Origin of the sequence: Exercitatus varius (assembly GCF_029577735.1) — a bacterium.
GTDB classification, from domain to species: domain Bacteria; phylum Pseudomonadota; class Gammaproteobacteria; order Enterobacterales; family Pasteurellaceae; genus Exercitatus; species Exercitatus varius.
The window spans coordinates 33520-52917 of sequence record NZ_JARQTO010000005.1; the positions used below are offsets into that span (position 1 = coordinate 33520).

Annotated in this window: 12 protein-coding genes and 1 CRISPR repeat array; of the genes, 6 read left to right on the forward strand and 6 right to left on the reverse strand. The window is 46.4% G+C overall.

Annotation, left to right across the window (positions count from 1 at the left end; all coding sequences use genetic code 11):
• Positions 1–62 precede the first annotated feature (62 nt).
• The 5 genes from cpdB (at position 63) to cas2 (ending at position 9423) form a co-directional block, all read left to right on the forward strand.
• The gene (gene cpdB, locus P7M01_RS05920; protein ID WP_317486330.1) at positions 63–2036 is read left to right on the forward strand and encodes a 2',3'-cyclic-nucleotide 2'-phosphodiesterase; all 1974 of its coding nucleotides are present in this window, start codon (positions 63–65) and stop codon (positions 2034–2036) included.
• Between the two features lie 183 nt (positions 2037–2219).
• The gene (gene gyrB, locus P7M01_RS05925) at positions 2220–4655 is read left to right on the forward strand and encodes a DNA topoisomerase (ATP-hydrolyzing) subunit B (RefSeq protein ID WP_317483061.1); all 2436 of its coding nucleotides are present in this window, start codon (positions 2220–2222) and stop codon (positions 4653–4655) included.
• Between the two features lie 302 nt (positions 4656–4957).
• Positions 4958–8134: a type II CRISPR RNA-guided endonuclease Cas9 gene (gene cas9, locus P7M01_RS05930; protein WP_317483062.1), complete on the forward strand. Its 3177-nt coding sequence runs from the start codon at positions 4958–4960 to the stop codon at positions 8132–8134.
• A gap of 55 nt (positions 8135–8189) precedes the next feature.
• Complete coding sequence (gene cas1 / locus P7M01_RS05935) at positions 8190–9104, forward strand: type II CRISPR-associated endonuclease Cas1 (protein WP_317481295.1); 915 nt, start codon at positions 8190–8192, stop codon at positions 9102–9104.
• Entirely contained in the window at positions 9097–9423 is a 327-nt protein-coding gene (gene cas2, locus P7M01_RS05940) for a CRISPR-associated endonuclease Cas2 (protein ID WP_317476080.1), read from the forward strand. The genes cas1 and cas2 overlap by 8 nt, the downstream gene beginning before the upstream one ends.
• Before the next feature lie 140 nt (positions 9424–9563).
• Positions 9564–10062: direct repeats of the CRISPR family, unit length 36 nt; unit sequence ATTATAGCACTGCGAAATGAAAAAGGGAGCTACAAC.
• Between the two features lie 169 nt (positions 10063–10231).
• Here the strand turns inward: cas2 and ftsY are convergent.
• Entirely contained in the window at positions 10232–11749 is a 1518-nt protein-coding gene (gene ftsY / locus P7M01_RS05945) for a signal recognition particle-docking protein FtsY (RefSeq protein WP_317483063.1), read from the reverse strand.
• A 59-nt stretch (positions 11750–11808) separates the two neighbouring features.
• On the opposite strand from ftsY, the gene rsmD reads away from it, so the two are divergent.
• Positions 11809–12414: a 16S rRNA (guanine(966)-N(2))-methyltransferase RsmD gene (gene rsmD / locus P7M01_RS05950; RefSeq protein ID WP_317483064.1), complete on the forward strand. Its 606-nt coding sequence runs from the start codon at positions 11809–11811 to the stop codon at positions 12412–12414.
• Between the two features lie 54 nt (positions 12415–12468).
• On the opposite strand, the gene P7M01_RS05955 is transcribed toward rsmD, so the two are convergent.
• From P7M01_RS05955 to P7M01_RS05975, 5 genes are all read right to left on the reverse strand, one after another.
• A complete protein-coding gene (locus P7M01_RS05955; RefSeq protein WP_317476083.1) occupies positions 12469–13089 on the reverse strand; it encodes a YagU family protein in 621 nt (206 codons plus the stop codon).
• A 141-nt stretch (positions 13090–13230) separates the two neighbouring features.
• The gene (selB, locus tag P7M01_RS05960) at positions 13231–15090 is read right to left on the reverse strand and encodes a selenocysteine-specific translation elongation factor (RefSeq protein WP_317483065.1); all 1860 of its coding nucleotides are present in this window, start codon (positions 15088–15090) and stop codon (positions 13231–13233) included.
• A 13-nt stretch (positions 15091–15103) separates the two neighbouring features.
• Positions 15104–16492 (reverse strand): L-seryl-tRNA(Sec) selenium transferase, encoded by a 1389-nt coding sequence (selA, locus tag P7M01_RS05965; protein WP_317481203.1) that lies wholly within the window; start codon positions 16490–16492, stop codon positions 15104–15106.
• A gap of 99 nt (positions 16493–16591) precedes the next feature.
• Positions 16592–18193, reverse strand: a complete 1602-nt coding sequence (locus tag P7M01_RS05970; RefSeq protein ID WP_317483066.1) for a tannase/feruloyl esterase family alpha/beta hydrolase — start codon at positions 18191–18193, stop codon at positions 16592–16594.
• A gap of 65 nt (positions 18194–18258) precedes the next feature.
• Positions 18259–19305 carry an extracellular solute-binding protein gene (locus tag P7M01_RS05975; protein ID WP_317483067.1) on the reverse strand — a complete coding sequence of 349 codons (1047 nt, stop codon included), beginning with the start codon at positions 19303–19305 and terminating at the stop codon, positions 18259–18261.
• Positions 19306–19398 lie beyond the last annotated feature (93 nt).

A 19398-nucleotide genomic window follows, 5' to 3' on the forward strand; every position in this document is an offset into this window, starting at 1 on the left:
AAGCTGATGCGGCAATATGATTTGAGCGCGACTTCGCATTAAAAAATAACCGTGGAGTAGACATGGACAGACGAAAATTTATCCGACTTGGAACCGGCGCCATGCTGGTGTTGGGAACCGGTCGTTACGGCTGGGCGGCGGACGACGACAGCCAGGCAAAATTACGCGTTATCGCAACGACTGACGTTCACTGCTTTTTAACGGACTTTGATTATTACAAAGACGCCCCGACCGATAAATTCGGTTTCACCCGCGCCGCCACCCTGATTGATCAGGCGCGTCGGGAAGTAACGAATTCCGTTCTGGTGGATAACGGCGATTTAATCCAGGGCAATCCTATTGCGGACTACCAGGCGGCGGAAGGCGCCAAACAAGGCAAACCGCATCCGGCGATTCTGGTCAATAACGCAATGCAATACGATGTCGGCACGCTGGGAAACCACGAATTTAATTACGGTCTGGAATACCTGAACCGCGTCATCAAACAGGCGCATTACCCGACCATTAATACCAATATCGTGCGAAAAGGCACTAATGAACCCATGTTCCAACCTTACGCCGTGCAGGAAAAAGAAATTCTGGATCAGGCCGGCAATAAACAAAAAATCCGCATCGGTTATCTCGGATTTGTGCCGCCGCAAATCATGGTTTGGGATAAAATAAACCTGGCCGGTAAAGCGGAAGTGCGCGATATCGTCCAAACCGCGCGCAAATATATTCCGATTCTGAAAAAAAACGATGTGGATATTATCATCGCATTGGCGCATACCGGTCCTTTCAACGGCCCTTACCGTGCGGGAATGGAAAATGCCGCCTTTCATTTAGCGGAAGTAAAAGACATTGATGCCATTGTTTTCGGCCACTCTCACGGCTTGTTTCCAAGTAAAGAATTCGAAAAATTTCCTCATACGGATATCGCGAAAGGTACCGTCAGAAACGTTCCCGCCGCCATGGCCGGATACTGGGCGAACCATATCGCCGTGATTGACTTAACGCTGGCAAAACGTCGGGGAAAATGGACGGTTACAGACGGTTCTTCCGCTTTGCGTCCGATTTATGATGAACAGGCGAAAGCGCCGACAGTAAAAAATCATCCGAAAATCACCGAACTTTTGCAGCCGGTGCACGAAGCCACACGCAGATTCGTCGCGCAACCGATCGGCCGCTCAAGCGATAACATGTACAGCTATCTGGCGTTAGTACAGGATGATCCGACGGTACAAATCGTGAACCGCGCGCAAAAAGCCTACACTGAAAAAATCATCAAAAATCTGCCGAAACTGGCTAAATTGCCGGTGTTAAGTGCGTCGGCGCCGTTCAAAGTAGGCGGACGTAAAAACGATCCCCTCGGTTTCACTGAAGTCAATAAAGGGCAATTAACTTTCCGCAACGCTTCCGATTTATATCTGTATCCGAATACCTTGGTGGTGCTCCGCATTACGGGCGCGGAACTGAAGGAATGGCTGGAATGCAGCGCCGGCATGTTCAACCAAATTGACGCAGCCAGCGAAAAACCGCAGTCCCTTTTAAACTGGGACGGTTTCCGCACTTATAATTACGATATCATTGACGGCGTGGAATATCAATTCGATATCACCCAGCCGCCGCGTTATGACGGCGAATGCAATCTGATTAACCCGAAGGCGCATCGCGTTGTGAAGTTAAAATTTAAAGGAAAACCGGTTGATCCCAAAGCGCAATTCCTGATTGCCACCAATAATTACCGCGCGTACGGCAATAAATTCCCCGGCACGGGCAATGATCACATCGTGTTCGCCTCGCCGGACGAAAATCGTCAGATTCTGGTGAATTACATTTCGTCGAACAGCAAAGCGAAGGGCGAAGTCTCTCCGACGGTGGACAAAAACTGGAGAATTGCGCCGATCCACAGCAAAGTGAAACTGGATATCCGCGTTGAAACCTCGCCGACGGAAAAAGCCACGGCGTTTATCCGAACCAACGCCCGACACCCGATGACATTCGTGGGCACGGATGAAATCGGATTTGCGGTGTATCGAATTGATTTAACGCGCTAATTCATGTTATCGATTATGAAAATCTCCGGTAAAGAACCGGAGATTTTTAGTTTCAAACAGGTAAAGTGCGGGCAAAAAACTCTCGTTTTTTTGCCCGCACTTTAGCGCCATTAATCCGTGCTATTTTCCGCCGTTTCTGCTATAATTTCGCCAACTTTTTTGCAACAAATAAGAGATATTTCTATGTCAGAAAACACAGCCGAAAATTACGGCGCGGGCAGCATCAAGGTATTGAAAGGCCTGGATGCGGTACGTAAACGCCCCGGAATGTACATTGGGGATACGGACGACGGCACGGGCTTACACCATATGGTTTTTGAAGTGGTGGACAACGCCATCGACGAAGCATTAGCCGGTTACTGCAAAGATATTATCGTCACCATTCACGAAGATAATTCCGTATCCGTGCAGGACGACGGACGCGGCATTCCGGTGGATATTCACCCGGAAGAAGGCGTTTCGGCGGCGGAAGTTATTATGACCGTATTACATGCCGGCGGTAAGTTCGACGATAACTCCTATAAAGTGTCGGGCGGATTGCACGGCGTAGGGGTTTCGGTGGTCAATGCCCTTTCTGACAAACTGCAGCTCACCATCCGCCGGCAAGGGCATGTACACGAACAGTTCTATCATCTGGGCGAACCGGAAGCGCCGTTGAAAGTCATCGGCGACAGCGAAAAAACCGGAACAATGGTACGTTTCTGGCCGAGCTCTTCCATTTTCACCAAAACCGTTTTCGAATACGATATTCTGAAAAAACGGTTACGCGAGCTTTCTTTCCTGAATTCGGGCGTGTCCATCAAGCTGTTTGACGAACGCGACGGCAAAAGCGATCATTTCCACTACGAAGGCGGCATTCAGGCCTTCGTGGAATTTTTAAATCAGAACAAAACCCCGATTCACCAAAAGCCGTTTTATTTCAGCACGGAAAAAGACGGTATCGGCGTGGAAGTCGCATTGCAATGGAATGACAGTTACAACGAAAACATTTACTGTTTCACCAACAATATTCCGCAACGGGACGGCGGTACCCATTTAGCCGGTTTCCGCGGAGCGCTGACGCGTACCCTGAACGCTTACATGGATAAAGCCGGCCTGAACAAGAAAGGCAAAAGCGATAAAGATAAAGTGGAAACATCGGGCGACGATGCGCGTGAAGGTCTGGTCGCCATTATTTCCGTAAAAGTGCCGGATCCGAAATTCTCCTCTCAAACCAAAGATAAACTGGTTTCTTCCGAAGTGAAAGGCGCGGTGGAATCCGCCATGAACGAACGTTTGCAGGAATATCTGGAAGAAAACCCGAACGACGCCAAAATTATCGCCACCAAAATTGTGGAAGCGGCCCGTGCGCGTGAAGCGGCCCGCAAAGCCCGTGAAATGACCCGTCGCAAAGGCGTACTGGATATTGCCGGTCTGCCGGGTAAACTGGCGGATTGCCAGGAACGGGATCCGGCGCTGTCCGAACTTTACTTGGTGGAAGGAGATTCCGCGGGCGGCTCGGCAAAACAGGGACGCAACCGCAAAAACCAGGCGATTTTGCCGTTAAAAGGTAAAATTCTGAATGTGGAAAAAGCGCGCTTCGACAAAATGCTGTCTTCTCAGGAAGTGGGCACCTTAATCACCGCTTTGGGTTGCGGTATCGGACGCGACGAATACAATCCGGAAAAACTGCGCTATCACAAAATCATCATCATGACCGATGCGGATGTGGACGGTTCGCACATCCGCACCTTGCTGCTGACGTTCTTCTATCGTCAAATGCCGGAATTGATCGAGCGCGGTTACGTGTATATCGCCCAACCGCCGCTTTACAAAGTGAAGAAAGGCAAACAGGAACAATACCTGAAAGACGATGAGTCCATGACCCAATACGAACTGGCGATCGCACTGGAAGACGCGGCGCTGTATGTGAATGAAAACGCCCCGGCCATGAACGGCTTGGCGCTGGAAAACCTGGTGTCCGAATTCAACGGCGTAGAACAAATGATTGCACGGCTGCACCGCCGCTATCCGGAAGCTTTATTAAAAGCGTTAATCTATTATCCCGAACTTTCCGACGCTATATTGCAAGACCAAAGTGCGGTAGAAAATTGGGCGGATTCTTTGGTGAAAAAACTGGAACAACAGGATACCGACAGCAATCACTATCGCGTGCGTACGCAGTTCAACGGCGAACGAAATATATACGACATTGTGCTGACCGTGCGCTCCCACGGTATCGACACCAACTACCTGCTGGACTTCAATTTCGCCCACAGCAACGAATACGCTCGCGTGTTGAAATTGGGCAAAAAAATCGACGGCTTATTGGAAGACACCGCCTACATTCAACGCGGCGAAACCAAAAAAACGATTAACAGCTTCGAAGAAGGCATCAACTGGTTGGTCGCGCAATCCCGCCGCGGCTTAACCGTGCAGCGTTACAAAGGGCTAGGCGAAATGAACCCTGAGCAGCTCTGGGAAACCACAATGGATCCCGAAGCTCGTCACATGCTGCAGGTGACAATCAAAGACGCCGTCGAAGCGGATCAATTGTTCACCACCTTAATGGGTGACGAAGTCGAACCGCGCCGCGACTTCATCGAAACCAACGCATTACGGGCGAACTTAGATATTTAATCCAAAAAACTCATGAAAATTTGACCGCACTTTTGAAAGATGAATCAAAGTGCGGTCTTTTTATTTTCGTTTTATTCAGCAAAGAATCATAAAAAACGATGCCCCTTGAGAAACCTCAAGGGGCAGGACGTTTCGGTATAATCTTTTCAGAAAAACCTTATTGTAACAACGTTTTTCATTTCGCAGTGCCATTACAACGGCATAAATTGTAAATTTATCTAAATTTTTTGTCAATGTATTTCTATTTTCAAACAAAACGTTGTTACAATTCCAGCAATTTCATATATTGCAAGGAATTGGCTATGGAAAATGCTCATTTAACTTATATTCTAGGTTTAGATCTGGGTATCGCATCTGTCGGTTGGGCGGTCATTGAAATTGATCAACAGGAAAATCCGTTACGTATTATTGATGTCGGAGTTCGAACATTTGAGCGGGCGGAAGTGCCCAAAACGGGCGATTCATTAGCGTTGGAGCGAAGACTGGCACGCAGCACGCGGCGGCTTATCCGCCGTCGGGCGCACCGCTTATTACGCGCTAAACGTCTGTTAAAACGCGAAGGCCTGTTACGGGCGGAAGATTTCAGTTCGCCGACCGAACTTCAAAATTTACCCATTAATGCCTGGGAACTGCGTGTCAAAGGACTGACGCATAAACTGGAACGTAAAGAATGGGCGGCGGTATTATTGCATTTAATCAAGCATCGCGGCTATTTATCACAGCGTAAAAACGAAAGCAAAACAGACAATAAAGAACTTGGCTCCTTGCTCAAAGGCGTAAAAGAAAACCATAGGTTACTACAATCGAACGACTATCGTTCTCCTGCCGAATTGGCCGTTAAAAAATTTAAGGAAGATACGGGCCATATCCGAAATCAACGCGGTGAATATACGCATACCTTCGACCGTCTTGACTTACATTCAGAATTACAGTTGCTATTTAACATACAGCGAGAACTCGGGAATCCTTATACTTCTATCTCATTGGAGCAGCAAGTTTCCGCATTGTTAATGAGCCAAAAGAAAGCGCTTTCCGGCAAAGCCGTTCTAAAAATGCTGGGGAAATGTACTCATGAAAAAACCGAATACAAAGCCGCTAAAAATACCTATTCCGCCGAACGTTTTGTCTGGCTGACTAAATTAAATAATTTACGTATTTTAGAAAACGGCACGGAACGGGGGCTAACAGAGTCCGAACGCCGGCTTGTAATTAATCAGCCGTACGAAAAATCCAAATTCACTTATGCTCAGTTACGCAAACTGCTAGAGCTTTCCGATAACGCTATCTTCAAGGATTTACGTTATATTAAAGACAACGTCGAATCGGCAATATTAATGGAAATGAAAGCCTTTCATGCTATTCGTAAGGCTTTAGAAAATAACGGTCTGAAAACCGAATGGCAAGGCTTGGCAACCAAACCCGAACTGCTGGATGAAATCGGTACGGCATTTTCACTTTATAAGACCGATGAAGATATTACAAAATACCTTAATAATAAGCTTCCAAAACCGGTTTTAGACGCCCTGCTGAACAATATTGGATTTGATAAATTCATCCAATTATCTTTGCAATGTTTAAGCAAAATTCTACCGCTAATGGAACAAGGGCAACGTTATGATGAAGCCTGTAAAGCGATTTACGGTGATCATCACGACAAGCAGAGACGAGAAGAAAATCTTTATTTACCACAGATTCCTACCGATGAAATCCGTAATCCCGTTGTTTTACGTACGCTTTCCCAGGCCCGTAAAGTCATTAACGGTGTTATACGTTTATACGGTTCGCCTGCTCGAGTACATATTGAAACCGGTCGGGAAGTCGGCAAATCCTTTCAAGAGCGTCATGAAATTAAGAAACGTCAGGATGAAAACCGAAATCAACGTGAAAGTGCGGTCAAAAAATTCAAAGAATTTTTTCCTGATTTTTCCGGCGAACCGAAGACCCAAGACATTCTTAAAATTCGTCTATATGAACTACAGCAAGGCAAATCTCTGTATTCGGGTAAAGAGATTGATTTAACCCGTTTATTGGAAAACAATTATGTGGAAATTGATCACGCCTTGCCTTTCTCACGCACTTGGGATGACAGTCTGAATAATAAGGTATTGGTCTTTAAAAATGAAAATCAAAATAAGGGTAGCCAAACACCTTATGAATGGCTTGGCGGTGAAGAAAATTCGGAACGTTGGAAAATGTTTGTCGCTTTAGTCAATGGTAGCCGTTTTTCTTATACGAAAAAGCAACGGATTTTAGTGCAGAAACTGGATGAGGACGGTTTCAAAAAGCGAAACTTAAACGATACCCGATATGTGGCTCGTTTTTTGTGTGAATTTATTACGAATAACATGTTACTGTTAGGAAAAGATAAGAATAAAGTCTTCGCATCAAACGGACAAATTACGGCATTACTACGTCGGCGTTGGGGACTTAGCAAAAATCGCGAAGAGAATGATCGTCACCACGCGGTTGATGCAATAATAGTCGCCTGTTCGACAGTTTCCATGCAACAGCGAATAACAAATTTTGTCCGTTTTAAAGAAGGTAACGTATTTACGGGCGAGCGAACTGATCGTAAAACCGGTGAAAACGTTCCCATTCACTTTCCCGAACCTTGGAAATATTTCCGGCAGGAAGTTGAAATTCGAGTATTCAGCGATACACCGAAAGAGGATTTAATCATACAATTACCGGATCGTCCGCAAGCAAACCATGAATTTGTTCAACCGTTGTTCGTTTCCCGCGCGCCAAACCGGAAAATGTCCGGACAAGGACATCTGGAAACAGTTAAATCGGCAAAACGGTTGGATGAAGGTATAAGTATTTTAAAAGTGCCGTTAACTCAGCTTAAACCGAGTTTACTTGAGAATATGGTAAACCGCGAACGGGAATCCGAACTTTACAAAGCGCTAAAAACCCGTTTAAATCAATTTAAGGATGACCCGGCAAAAGCTTTTGCCGAACCGTTTTATAAAAAAGGCGGACAGCAAGTAAAAGCCGTTCGGGTTGAAATGGTACAAAAAACAGGTGTGCTTGTACATAACGGTAAAGGTATTGCCGATAATGCTTCGATGGTAAGGGTGGATGTCTTTACTAAAAACGGTAAATATTACCTTGTGCCGATTTATACCTGGCAAGTAGCAAAAGGGATTTTACCGAATAAGGCGATTATCGCTAATAAAGATGAAAGTCAATGGGATGAAATTGATGATTCGTTTAAATTTGAATTTACCGTGTATCCTAACGATTTAATTAAAGTCATAACAAAAAAAGAAACATTTTTTGGTTATTACTCCGGTTGTGATCGGGCTACAGCCGCAATAAGTATTAAGGAACACGATTTGGAAAAAACAAAAGGAAAAGATGGATTACATAGAGGCTTAGGCGTAAAAACAGCTGTTTCTTTTGAAAAATACCAAGTCGATGAACTCGGCAAAAATATTCGTCTTTGCCGTCCAGGCAAACGCCAGAACGTACGTTAACTTTAATCCCCGCTTCTTCTGGAAGTGGGGATTTTTATATAAAAGGAACCATAAAATGACATGGAGAAGCATTTTAATCAGTAATGGCGGCAAACTTTCCCTGCAACATCGCCAAATGCTTATTCAACAATCAGAAAATGAATTTACCGTGCCGTTGGAAGATATTGCCGTAATCGTAGTGGAAAACCGCGAAACGGTGATTACCATTCCACTTTTATCCGCTTTAGCTCAAAACGGTATCACATTGCTGACGTGTGACGAACAATTTTTACCTTGCGGACAGTGGTTACCGTTTTCCCAATATCATCGTCAGCTTAAAACACTAAAATTACAACTAGAAGCTTCATTACCTCAGAAAAAACAGCTTTGGCAGGTCATCGTACAACAAAAGATCCGCAATCAAGCATTTGTGTTGGAACATACGGAACATTCTACCGAAGCAAAAAAGTTACAAATAATGGCTAATAACGTAAAATCAGGCGATAAAGAAAATTTTGAAGCACAAGCTGCGCTACTTTACTTTCAGACCGCATTCGGCAAAGATTTTCGTCGCTGGCAGGCAAATCATATTAATGCGCATCTTAATTATGCATACACCGTACTGCGATCGGCGGTTGCACGTTCTTTAGTTCAATACGGTTGGTTACCTAGTCTGGGCTTATTTCATCACAGCGAACTGAACGCCTTTAATCTTGCCGATGATTTTATTGAACCGTTCCGTCCTATCGTTGATTTAATGGTATGGAAATTATGGAAAAAAGAATGTTTAGAATCCGGTCTTACTCCCGAAACAAAACAAAAATTAATCGGCTTATTGCATTATCAAATGCGTTTTCAAGATCAAACTTTTAGTGTACTTGCCGCCATAGATCGAACCGTCGGTTCACTACAAATCGCTTTACTATCTAAAGATGCCAAACGACTTAAACTACCTGAAATGTTACCGCTGAAGGAACACATCTATGAGTGAGGCAAAATTTATGCGTATTATCGTTTTCTTTGATCTACCGGTTACAACGGCGGCAAAACGAAAAGCTGCTAATCAGTTTCGTCAATTTCTTATAAAAGATGGCTATCAAATGCTACAACTCTCCGTTTATAGCCGAATCGTACGAGGACGCGATTCTCTAGAAAAACACAACAAACGACTCTGCGAAAATTTACCTGAAGAAGGTTCGATCCGTTGCTTAGAAGTCACTGAAAAACAATTTGCCAGCATGAGCATTTTATTGGGAGAATTGAAAATACAAGAGAAAAAAGTGAATGCAAACCAGATGTTACTCTTTTAATATCGATATAAAACCTTATAAATATCTGCCTGTACATTAAAAAATCTAAAAAAAACGACCGCACTTTATATATTTTTGCCCAAATTTCCGAAAGAAAAAAAGAGCTAAACCCTTATCTAATAAGGCCTCAGCTCTTTGATATTATAGCACTGCGAAATGAAAAAGGGAGCTACAACTGCTACCTCTGCCAGTGATTTTGATTTACGATTATAGCACTGCGAAATGAAAAAGGGAGCTACAACAACTGAAACCGGCGTAAACAATACGCCGACATTATAGCACTGCGAAATGAAAAAGGGAGCTACAACTAAACTAATTAGTGTGGTTCTGTCACCACTAATTATAGCACTGCGAAATGAAAAAGGGAGCTACAACCATGTCGCCGCGCAAAAACACGGATAACTTATTATAGCACTGCGAAATGAAAAAGGGAGCTACAACAAGTTGTGGGAATGAATTTGCAGGTGAAAAATTATAGCACTGCGAAATGAAAAAGGGAGCTACAACACCGACAATAGATTTATCTTTAAAGGCTAAATTATAGCACTGCGAAATGAAAAAGGGAGCTACAACCGGTCTGTAATTTGCGATATAGCACGTCAAATTATAGCACTGCGAAATGAAAAAGGGAGCTACAACCTTCCGCGCACAAAACATTCTTTAATCATGGTCGTCTCAACAGAGATAAAGACGAAGATTCAAAAGCCAAAATCAATTCTGATATATAGACTAAGATTTTGTGGGCGGGCAAAAAACTCTCAAATTTTTGCCCGCACTTTGTCTCCTTTAGGTTATGTTCGCATATCGACTAATCGTCTTCATGCGTAAATAACGCGTCGATAAATTCATCCGCATCGAAAGTGCGTAAATCTTCGATTTTTTCCCCGACCCCGATATAGCGAATCGGCAGCTTAAACTGATCGGCGATAGCGAAAATCACGCCGCCTTTTGCCGTGCCGTCCAGCTTGGTTAAACTGATCCCGGTTAAACCTACGGCCTCATTAAATAATTTCGCCTGACTGACGGCATTTTGCCCCGTGCCGGCATCCAGCGTCAGCATGATTTCATGAGGCGCGCTTTCATCGTATTTTTTCATAACGCGAACGATTTTCTTCAGCTCGTCCATCAGATTATTTTTATTCTGCAAACGCCCCGCCGTATCGGCGATTAAAATATCGACCCCACGCGCCGAAGCGGACTGCATGGCGTCAAAAATCACCGAAGCCGAATCCGATCCTGTGCTTTGCGCTACCACCGGAATATGATTGCGTTCTCCCCAGACTTGCAACTGTTCTACCGCCGCCGCCCGGAAAGTATCGCCCGCCGCCAACATCACGGATTTGCCTTGCTGTTGGAATTGACGCGCTAATTTGCCGATAGTAGTGGTTTTCCCCACGCCGTTCACGCCCACCATCAAAATCACATAAGGCTTTTTCGAACCGTCGATTTCAAGCGGTCGCGCCACCGGTTTTAAAATTTCCGCCATTTCCAGTTTCAACCGCTGATACAGCAAATCCGCGTCTTTCAGCTGCTGACGGGTCGCGTGCTGTTCTAAATTTTGGATAATTTTGGCCGTCGTCGGCACACCGATATCGGCGACCAGCAATTGTTCCTCCAGCTCTTCAAATAACTCGTCGTCAATTTTTTTACCGCTAAAAAAAGAACGAAATCCGGCGCCGATATTTTGTTTGGTTTTAACCAAACCTTTCAGCAAGCGGCTGAAAAAACCGCCTTCGCTCGGTTTTTCCCGGGTTTCCGCCGGCACGGCAAGGGCTGCGTTTTCCGCCTTTTGAGAGTTCGTTTCATCTTCCGAAAGCGACGAAAAATCCGCCGCACTTTCGCTCGTTTCCGTCGTCGCTTCAGCCTGAACGGCACTCGCCGTATTATCGGTATTTTCCGTCGCGACAGATTCCGGCGCCGAATTTTCTGTCGTATTGGCTTGCTGCCGACGGACGTCCGCTACCAATTGCTCCGTTTGAACGGGCTCAAGTGCGGTCGAATTTTCCAACGAATTTTGCGTTTCCGATTGCACAAAATGCTCGATTTGTTCGACCGTTTCTTCGCTAAGATTTTGTTCCGCCGCTTCAAGTTTTTCGTCAATCCGCGCCTGAATGCGATCAAACCGTTCTTCAACTTCATCGCCGATTTGCTGGAATTTATCTTCGATTTTGTCGGCAACGTCCTCAATCTTGTCGCTAACATCGTCAATTTTATCTTTTATTTCATCGACTATGTCGTCAATTTTATCCGCGACGTCCTGTTCCGCTTGCTTTTTGCCCAATCCCAACCAGGACCAAAAACCGCCTTTTTTCTTATCTTCTGCCATAATGTTCTCTTTTTCTGTTAAAATGCGTCAAAATTTCGCATAGTCTATCATTTATCCGTATGAAAAAACACACAAAACCACGAAATCCAACGGCTCAAACGGCAAATCCGAGAGGTGAGGTGCGCATTATTGCGGGGCGTTGGCGCGGACGTAAATTGCCGGTGTTAAATGCACCGGGTTTGCGGCCGACGGGCGATCGGATAAAAGAAACCCTGTTCAACTGGTTAATGCCTTACATTGCAGACGCCGATTGTCTGGACGGCTTTGCCGGCAGCGGTTCGCTGGGGTTTGAAGCTTTGTCCCGCCAGGCGAAATCCGTGACATTCCTGGAATTGGACAAAGCCGTGGCAAGCCAACTCAGCAAAAATCTGCAAATGCTGAATTGTGATAAAACGCAAGCCGTCGTGTTTAATCAAAGCAGTCTGGAATTTCTAAAACGACCGCAAAATCGCCCGCACTTTGACGTGGTATTTCTCGATCCACCGTTTCATTTCGGATTGGCGGAACAGGCGGCGCAATTACTGACGGAAAATAATTGGTTACGACCGAACGCCCTGATTTACGTGGAAACGGAACGGGAAAAGCAGCCGAAGGTGCCGGAAAACTGGGTTTTGTTAAAAGAGAAAACGAGCGGACAAGTCAGTTACCGCCTCTATCAAGCCTGATTTTGAAACACAAAAAAACCGAGATAAACATCTCGGTTTTGATTTGAGTGAAACTTAGCGCGTTTCTTCTTCCGGATCCGGTTGACCGGTGATGCGATTACGCAAATCGCGACGGATAATTTCAATCGTCCAGAACCAGAAAATATGACCTACGATTTCAGAAACATGTTCGTATAACGGCCATTCGGATACCGGCGGAGTCAGGTTCATTGCCGGGAACACAATGTAGTGAACCACGATACAGGCTAACAAACCGGCGCCGATACCTTGCCAGAATTTAATTTTCGGGAACACTTCGGCCACTAAACAGTAACCGATAGCGAACACTAATGAAAAGATGATGTGCGTTACGCCAATCCAGTTAAACGCTTGATCCGCAAAGGTAAATGCCGCTTGTGTCGGATCGATGCCAAGATAATCGCGCAAGAACACATGCGGAGGATTTAAAAACGCGCGGGAACATTGTTGTAACGCGCCGTCCATTGCCAAAGCGCCTGAATTTAATGCGTCCAAGACGGGTTGCGGACAGGCGGCGGTAAATAAATCGATTGGGCTGCGCGGCGGGAACGGATGCTCGGCTCCCCATTTTACGAACGCAGAAATAAGACCGCCGATGATCCCTACAAAAAAGGCAACACCGTAACGACGTTTTGATGGCTGAGTAAATAATGCCATAACTAGACTCCGAGTAAAATTATTGAATTTCGTCGCCCATAACGGCGACACCATTTATTCACAGGAATAAATTGCTATAAATTTTAAGCATGAGCCCAAAATAGTCAAGTTATTCCTACCCGAAAGCGGAGAAGCCGCCCTCTAATGATTGAAAATATCGCGATCGCGCAACAAATGAAAATTACCTTTGCGACGTAAAAAACCGCAACGATCAAAATATTCCGTCAACTGTACCGTTAATTTCCGCCCGAACTGCAATTCGTCACGCAGCTGATTCACCGAAATCGCCCCTTGCGCTTCAATCAACGCTTTAATCTTCTCCGCGTACCGATAAACGGTTTCCGTTAAAAAGAACCGATCCTTCACAATCGCCGTTAAATATCCCAAATTTCCCGCTTTATAACAAAAATTGCGCATAACGGTTTCCTCCACGTTCAACGCCGTCGCCAATTCGCGCACCCAAAAGGCTTGTCCGTTCTGTTCTGCAAATTTCGCCGACACCCGTTGCCACAAAGCTTGTTCTTCCTGATTGAACTGGATGCGATGGGTCGGCAAATGCAGCCAGCCGCGACTTTGCTGCAGGCGACCGTCCGCCAGCAACTGATCGATCAGGTGATAAATCAATTTTTCCGGCTGCTGTAAAGCGGCAATGCGATACAAACGGGCTTTTCCCAGCCCTACCTGATCGCTGTGGGCGGCGTGATAATGCTCAAGTGCGGTCAAAATTTGATGAATTTTTTGCTGCTGATAATCCCGGTTAAAACACCATTCCTGAAAGTGCGCCAAATGCTGTTCCGCCATCAAGGCGTCAAGCTGAGCGGCAGTCAGTTGTTCAATCCACATTAACTGTGAAGCGCTCACCGCCTGCGACCGCAAATATAAAGCCAACCGCTCCCCCGCACTTTGCGCGTTCTGTAAATCCGTTAAAAAATTTAACCGCACTTCACTGCGTTTATGCCGTTTCGGCGAATACACTTCCAGCACCCGCGCGCCCGCCGCCAGTTGTTTATTATCGCCGCTGCGCAGAATCAATTTATCGCCCTGAGCCAGAAACAGCGGCTTATCCAGCAACACCTCCGCCAAAACTTCGCTATTTTTGACCGCACTTTTCGCCGTCAGCAGCCCCAGTTTTCCCACCACATGACTCGCCGCGTGATAAACGTGCACGGGCTGACTTTCGTTCAATTGCATTTCGGCATTCAACACCACAGTGAAGCGATCCGTCGGCGCCCAAGGCGCTTGCGAAAACAGCCAATCGCCCCGTTCAATCAAACTGCGACCTAAATCCGCATTAATATTTAATGCTAAACGTTGACCGGCAAGTCCTTCGCTATTTTGCTGATTTTGTGCATGAATATTTTTCACCCGCACTTTTTCGCCGGTGGAAAGATAAAGCTCGTCATCAATTTTTACCTTGCCGCTAAATGCCGTGCCCGTCACCACCGTGCCCGCCCCTTTCACGGTGAAAACGCGATCGATGGCGTAACGGAACGGCTTATTTTGATCCGCCGGATTAGCAAGTGCGGTCAAAAATTCCCGTAATTCCGCAATACCTTGCCCGCTCACGGCGGAGGTGACAAAAAACGGATTCTCCGCTAAAAAAGGGTAATCCTGTTTAATTTTGCGCTGAAGATCGTCGATTTTCGCCGAATCCGCACGATCTGCCTTAGTGATGACCAGCATAATTTTGTCAATCTGCAGCAAACGCAAAATGGCTAAATGTTCTTTCGTTTGCGCCTGCACGCCTTCATCGGCCGCCACAATCAACATGGCGTAATGAATGCCGCCCAACCCCGCCAGCATATTGGCAAGAAATTTTTCATGCCCCGGCACATCGATAAAACCTAAAATTTTATTCTGCACCGGCAAATAGGCATAACCCAAATCAATAGTCATGCCCCGTTTTTTTTCTTCGGGCAAATGGGCGGTACTCACGCCCGTCAAAGCTTGCAAAAGCGCGGTTTTTCCGTGGTCAACATGACCGGATGTGACGATAATCATAATTTTTTCTTCGCTAATTTAATTCATCTAAGGCGGTTAATAACTTTTCAAGATCGGCGAGGGAACGCAAATCCAGCCAAATTTTGTTGTTTTCCACCCGGGCGATAATCGGGCTTGAAAGTTTTTTAAAACGCGTTAAAAGTGCGGTCAGTTTTTGCGAACTTTTTTCTGCGATGGTGACGGCGACGGACGGAATCCTTGCCATAGGTTGCGAACCGCTACCGATTTGCGCCGAACTTGCTTCGATTTGCAGAGAAAATTCATCATTCAACACCGATTCCAATTTTGCTTTCAACCGTTCGGCCTGCCGTTGTAATTGTTCGACCGGTTGAGTGAGTAAATGCAAACTCGTAAGTTTTTCGGCGAGTTTTTCAGGTTGAAGATACAAGCGCAAAGTGGCCTCCAAGCCGGCGAGGATCACTTTGTCGCAACGTAAAACCCGTTTCAGCGGATGAGATTGCAGTTGTCGAATCAGTTCTTTCTTGCCCGCAATAATGCCCGCCTGCGGACCGCCGAGCAGTTTATCGCCGGAAAAGGAAATCAAATCCACGCCCTGTGCGAATTTCTCCTGCACTGTCGGTTCTTTCGGCAGATTATATCGGGACAAATCCGTTAATGCGCCGCTGCCGAGATCGCTGATCACAGGAAGATTGAATTCTCTGCCCAATTCCACCAATTGATGTTCGGCCACCTCGCCGGTGAAACCGCAAATTTGATAGTTACTGCTGTGAACTTTCATTAAAAAGGCGGTATTTTCGTTAATTGCGTTGCGATAATCAGTTAAATGGGTGCGATTCGTCGTCCCCACTTCCACCAGCTTGCAGCCCGCCTGCGCCATAATATCGGGAATGCGGAAAGCCCCGCCGATTTCAATCAGTTCGCCGCGGGAAATAATCACTTCTTTGCCTTGAGCGAAAGTCGCCAGCATTAACAACACCGCCGCCGCATTATTATTCACCACGCAAGCCGCTTCGGCGCCCGTAAGTTGGTGAATCAGCTCGCTGATATAGTTATCGCGATGGCTGCGTTTGCCGGCCTCTAAATCATATTCCAACGCCACATTTTCGCCCATAGCGGTTAAAGCGGCCCGCTGTGCGGACTCCGCCCATAAAGCGCGTCCTAAATTAGTGTGCAGTACGGTGCCGGTCAGATTATGTACGGATTTTATTTGTACCTGACTTTGCTGCAGCAAACGTCGTTCAATTTCGGCGAACACGGCTTGATCCTGAATTAAAAAATCGGGAAGTCGCCGGTTTTGCTGAATAAATTGGCGGCTCTGTTGCAACAAAGCGCGACAAACGCCTACCACGGCCGAATGCCCGAATTTTGTCGTCAGTTGTTGCCCCTGAGAGGCATTTAACAGCTTATCAACGGAAGGAAGTTGCTGGAAAAGTGCGGTCATTTTTTCGTCCTTTTTCGACAGAAATCTTGACCGCATTATACATGAGAACGGCAAAAATTGGGCGTTAATCCGCAATAATCACATCGTTCCCGCATGCGCTTAACGGCATTCGAAACTGTCCGCTTTGCTCATATCGCCGCCTTTGTAAGTGGCAACATGCGGATACGCGCAAATCGGCATGGTTTTGTTTTTATCCGGCAACGCTTTACCGGCTTTACCCACCAAATATGCCGGTGCGTTACCGTTTTCCACCCATTGTTCCAAGGCGGTCAGCGGATCGATATCTTCAAATGCCGGTCCGCCGCCGCAGTGATTCATGCCGGGAATCATAAACACGCGGGCAAATTGTTCGGTCGCTTGCATATCCGCCTGCAACTGTCGATACCAATCCCGTAAATCATGGGCGGAAAAAACCGGATCGGACACGCCTTCAAAAATAATCATTTTGCCGCCGCGGGACCGGAACGTGGATAAATCCGTTTTATCCGCGTCGTTAATGCCTGAAATTTGCGCGACTTTGGCGGGATCCTTATCAAAATCGAATTTCAGCGTATCAAAATCCGGATTGCGCGGCGTCATGAAATATTCTTTTAAACTCGCTACGCCCATAGTGAAATTACGCGAATTCGGTTGTGCGGTTTGCGAATCGCCGTGTTTCCACTGACGCCAGCCCTGAGTATTAATACCCGCATCGTAAGGCCAGGAACTGTACACATTTTCGCCGCGGCTGTTTTTCGCCCCGTTGAAAATGGCATTCAACAACGCCACTTTTTGCGCTCCGATTTCCTTTTTCACCATTTCCGGTTTGAAATCACAGCTTTCCCATGCATTAATAATGCCGTCTTCCAAACCGTCTTTCGCATCGCAACGGGCAAGCACGCCCTTGGCAACGGCGTCCAAATCCGCCTGAGTTAAAGCATTCGCCACGATTTTTTCGCCTTTTTCATTGGTCGGCGCAAATTTCATAAATTGCTGATTATCCCAGGCTTCGCCCATGGCGGCGCGGGATAAACGAAAACCCGGATTGCCCGCCACCACGCCGTCGAATTCCAAAGGATAACGCATAGCGGCATTCATGGCTTCTCGTCCGCCGTTGGAACAGCCCATAAAATAGCTGTGTTCGGGCTGAGTTTGATACATTTGCGCAATCAGCCGTTTCGCTGTCGCCGTCACTTTGCCGGTGGCGGCATAAGCGTAATTCAGCCGCGCTTGCTGATCGGCGGTAAATGCGGTATCACGTGCACCCTGATGTCCGCCGTCCATGGTCACCACCGCATAACCGCGCATCAGTGCCGGCTGTGCATTGGAGCCTCGCACCGGCACGGCCCCCACCGCCGGCGCCAAAAAGCCGTCCAGACCGCCGCCGCCCTGAAACAGGAATTTTTTATTCCAGTTTTGCGGCAAACGTAATTGGAAGCCGATAGCATACGGTTTGCCGTCCGCTCCCTGATATTTTTCAATTTCGCCGTTTACCACGCAATGCGCCTCGGCCTTGGTCTGGCTCTCGCTGGCACCGGTGAAACTGGACTGCTCGTCCTGCGGCAACACACCGCCGGCAAACCATTTTACGGCGGTAATTTGGGTATTCGGAATGACGACGTCTTTTAACGCCAGGCATTGATTCTGTTCTGTTTGCGCCATGCCGTTTTGCGCGGCAACAACCAATGCGACAAAACCTGAAAGTGCGGTCGATTTTTTCATCGTTTTTCTCCTTGACGGATAAAATAAAAGCCGAAATCGCCGCAAGGTGTTTCAGCTTTGCCTGATTAATTATCGGTTTTTAGCCGATTCCAGTATTTTTCATAAATATCCACGGCATCGCCCACATCAGCCTGAAAGACGCCCTTTTTCACTTCGCTTTCGGGCGGAAACAGCAACGGATTCGCCACATCTTCCGGTTTTAACAGCGCTTTCACTCCTTCATTCGGCATGGAATAGCCCATGCGCTCGATAATCACCTTCGCATGTTCCGGACGCAACATAAAATCGATAAATTTGTGCGCCGCTTCTACGTGTTGCGATCCTTTCGGAATCGCGTAATTATCCATCCAGAAAATCGCGCCTTCTTTCGGATAAATAAACTCGATATCCGGATTTTCGCGTTTCGCCATATAAGCCGAACCGTTCCAAATCATGCCCAAATCCACTTCGCCCTGAATATACGGCAATTCCGGCGTGTCGGAATTAAAGGTCGCCACATTCGGCAAAAGTTTGGTTAACCGTTCGTATGCCGCTTTGATTTCCTCTTCGTTTTGCGTATTCGGTGATTTGCCGTCCAGCAATAACGCGATATGGAACACCTCGCGCGCATCGGCGGTTAACAGCACTTGCCCTTTGTATTCCGGATGCCACAAATCCGCCCAACCGGTGATTTTCGCCGGATCGATAACGCTTTTATTCACCCCGATACCGGTTAAGCCGTACACATAAGGCAGCGAATAATCGTTATTCGGATCAAAATCCTTATGCAACAGATTGGCCGGAATCTGGTTAAAATTGCTCAGTTTACTGTGATCAATTTTCTCCAGCATGCCTTCTTTCGCCATCTTACCGATGTAATAGCTGGAAGGAAACACCAAATCATAACCCGTATTTTTCAGCAGTTTCAGCTTCGAATACATTTCTTCGTTGCTTTCGAAAGTGGAATAATTTACATCAATGCCGGTTTCGCGCGTAAATTCGGCGATTAAATCGGAAGGAATGTAGTCCGTCCAGTTATAAATGCGGATTGATTCCGCCCAAGAGGAAGCTGAAAACAGCATAACGGCCGAAACCGTCAGACCTTTCAAACAACAGGATAAGGATTTTTTCACGGCAGAACTCCTAATCAGGATAAAAGTGCGGTCAAAAAAAGCATCGTTTTTTGACTTTGGTTCGGCTTGCTTTTTAACGGAAAACCGAACCGT

Coding starts and splice junctions, on each gene's coding strand:
- cpdB (WP_317486330.1), top strand. CDS start 63: ATGGACAGACGAAAATTTATCCGACTTGGAACCGGCGCCATGCTGGTG.
- gyrB (WP_317483061.1), top strand. CDS start 2,220: ATGTCAGAAAACACAGCCGAAAATTACGGCGCGGGCAGCATCAAGGTA.
- cas9 (WP_317483062.1), top strand. CDS start 4,958: ATGGAAAATGCTCATTTAACTTATATTCTAGGTTTAGATCTGGGTATC.
- cas1 (WP_317481295.1), top strand. CDS start 8,190: ATGACATGGAGAAGCATTTTAATCAGTAATGGCGGCAAACTTTCCCTG.
- cas2 (WP_317476080.1), top strand. CDS start 9,097: ATGAGTGAGGCAAAATTTATGCGTATTATCGTTTTCTTTGATCTACCG.
- ftsY (WP_317483063.1), bottom strand. CDS start 11,749: ATGGCAGAAGATAAGAAAAAAGGCGGTTTTTGGTCCTGGTTGGGATTG.
- rsmD (WP_317483064.1), top strand. CDS start 11,809: ATGAAAAAACACACAAAACCACGAAATCCAACGGCTCAAACGGCAAAT.
- P7M01_RS05955 (WP_317476083.1), bottom strand. CDS start 13,089: ATGGCATTATTTACTCAGCCATCAAAACGTCGTTACGGTGTTGCCTTT.
- selB (WP_317483065.1), bottom strand. CDS start 15,090: ATGATTATCGTCACATCCGGTCATGTTGACCACGGAAAAACCGCGCTT.
- selA (WP_317481203.1), bottom strand. CDS start 16,492: ATGACCGCACTTTTCCAGCAACTTCCTTCCGTTGATAAGCTGTTAAAT.
- P7M01_RS05970 (WP_317483066.1), bottom strand. CDS start 18,193: ATGAAAAAATCGACCGCACTTTCAGGTTTTGTCGCATTGGTTGTTGCC.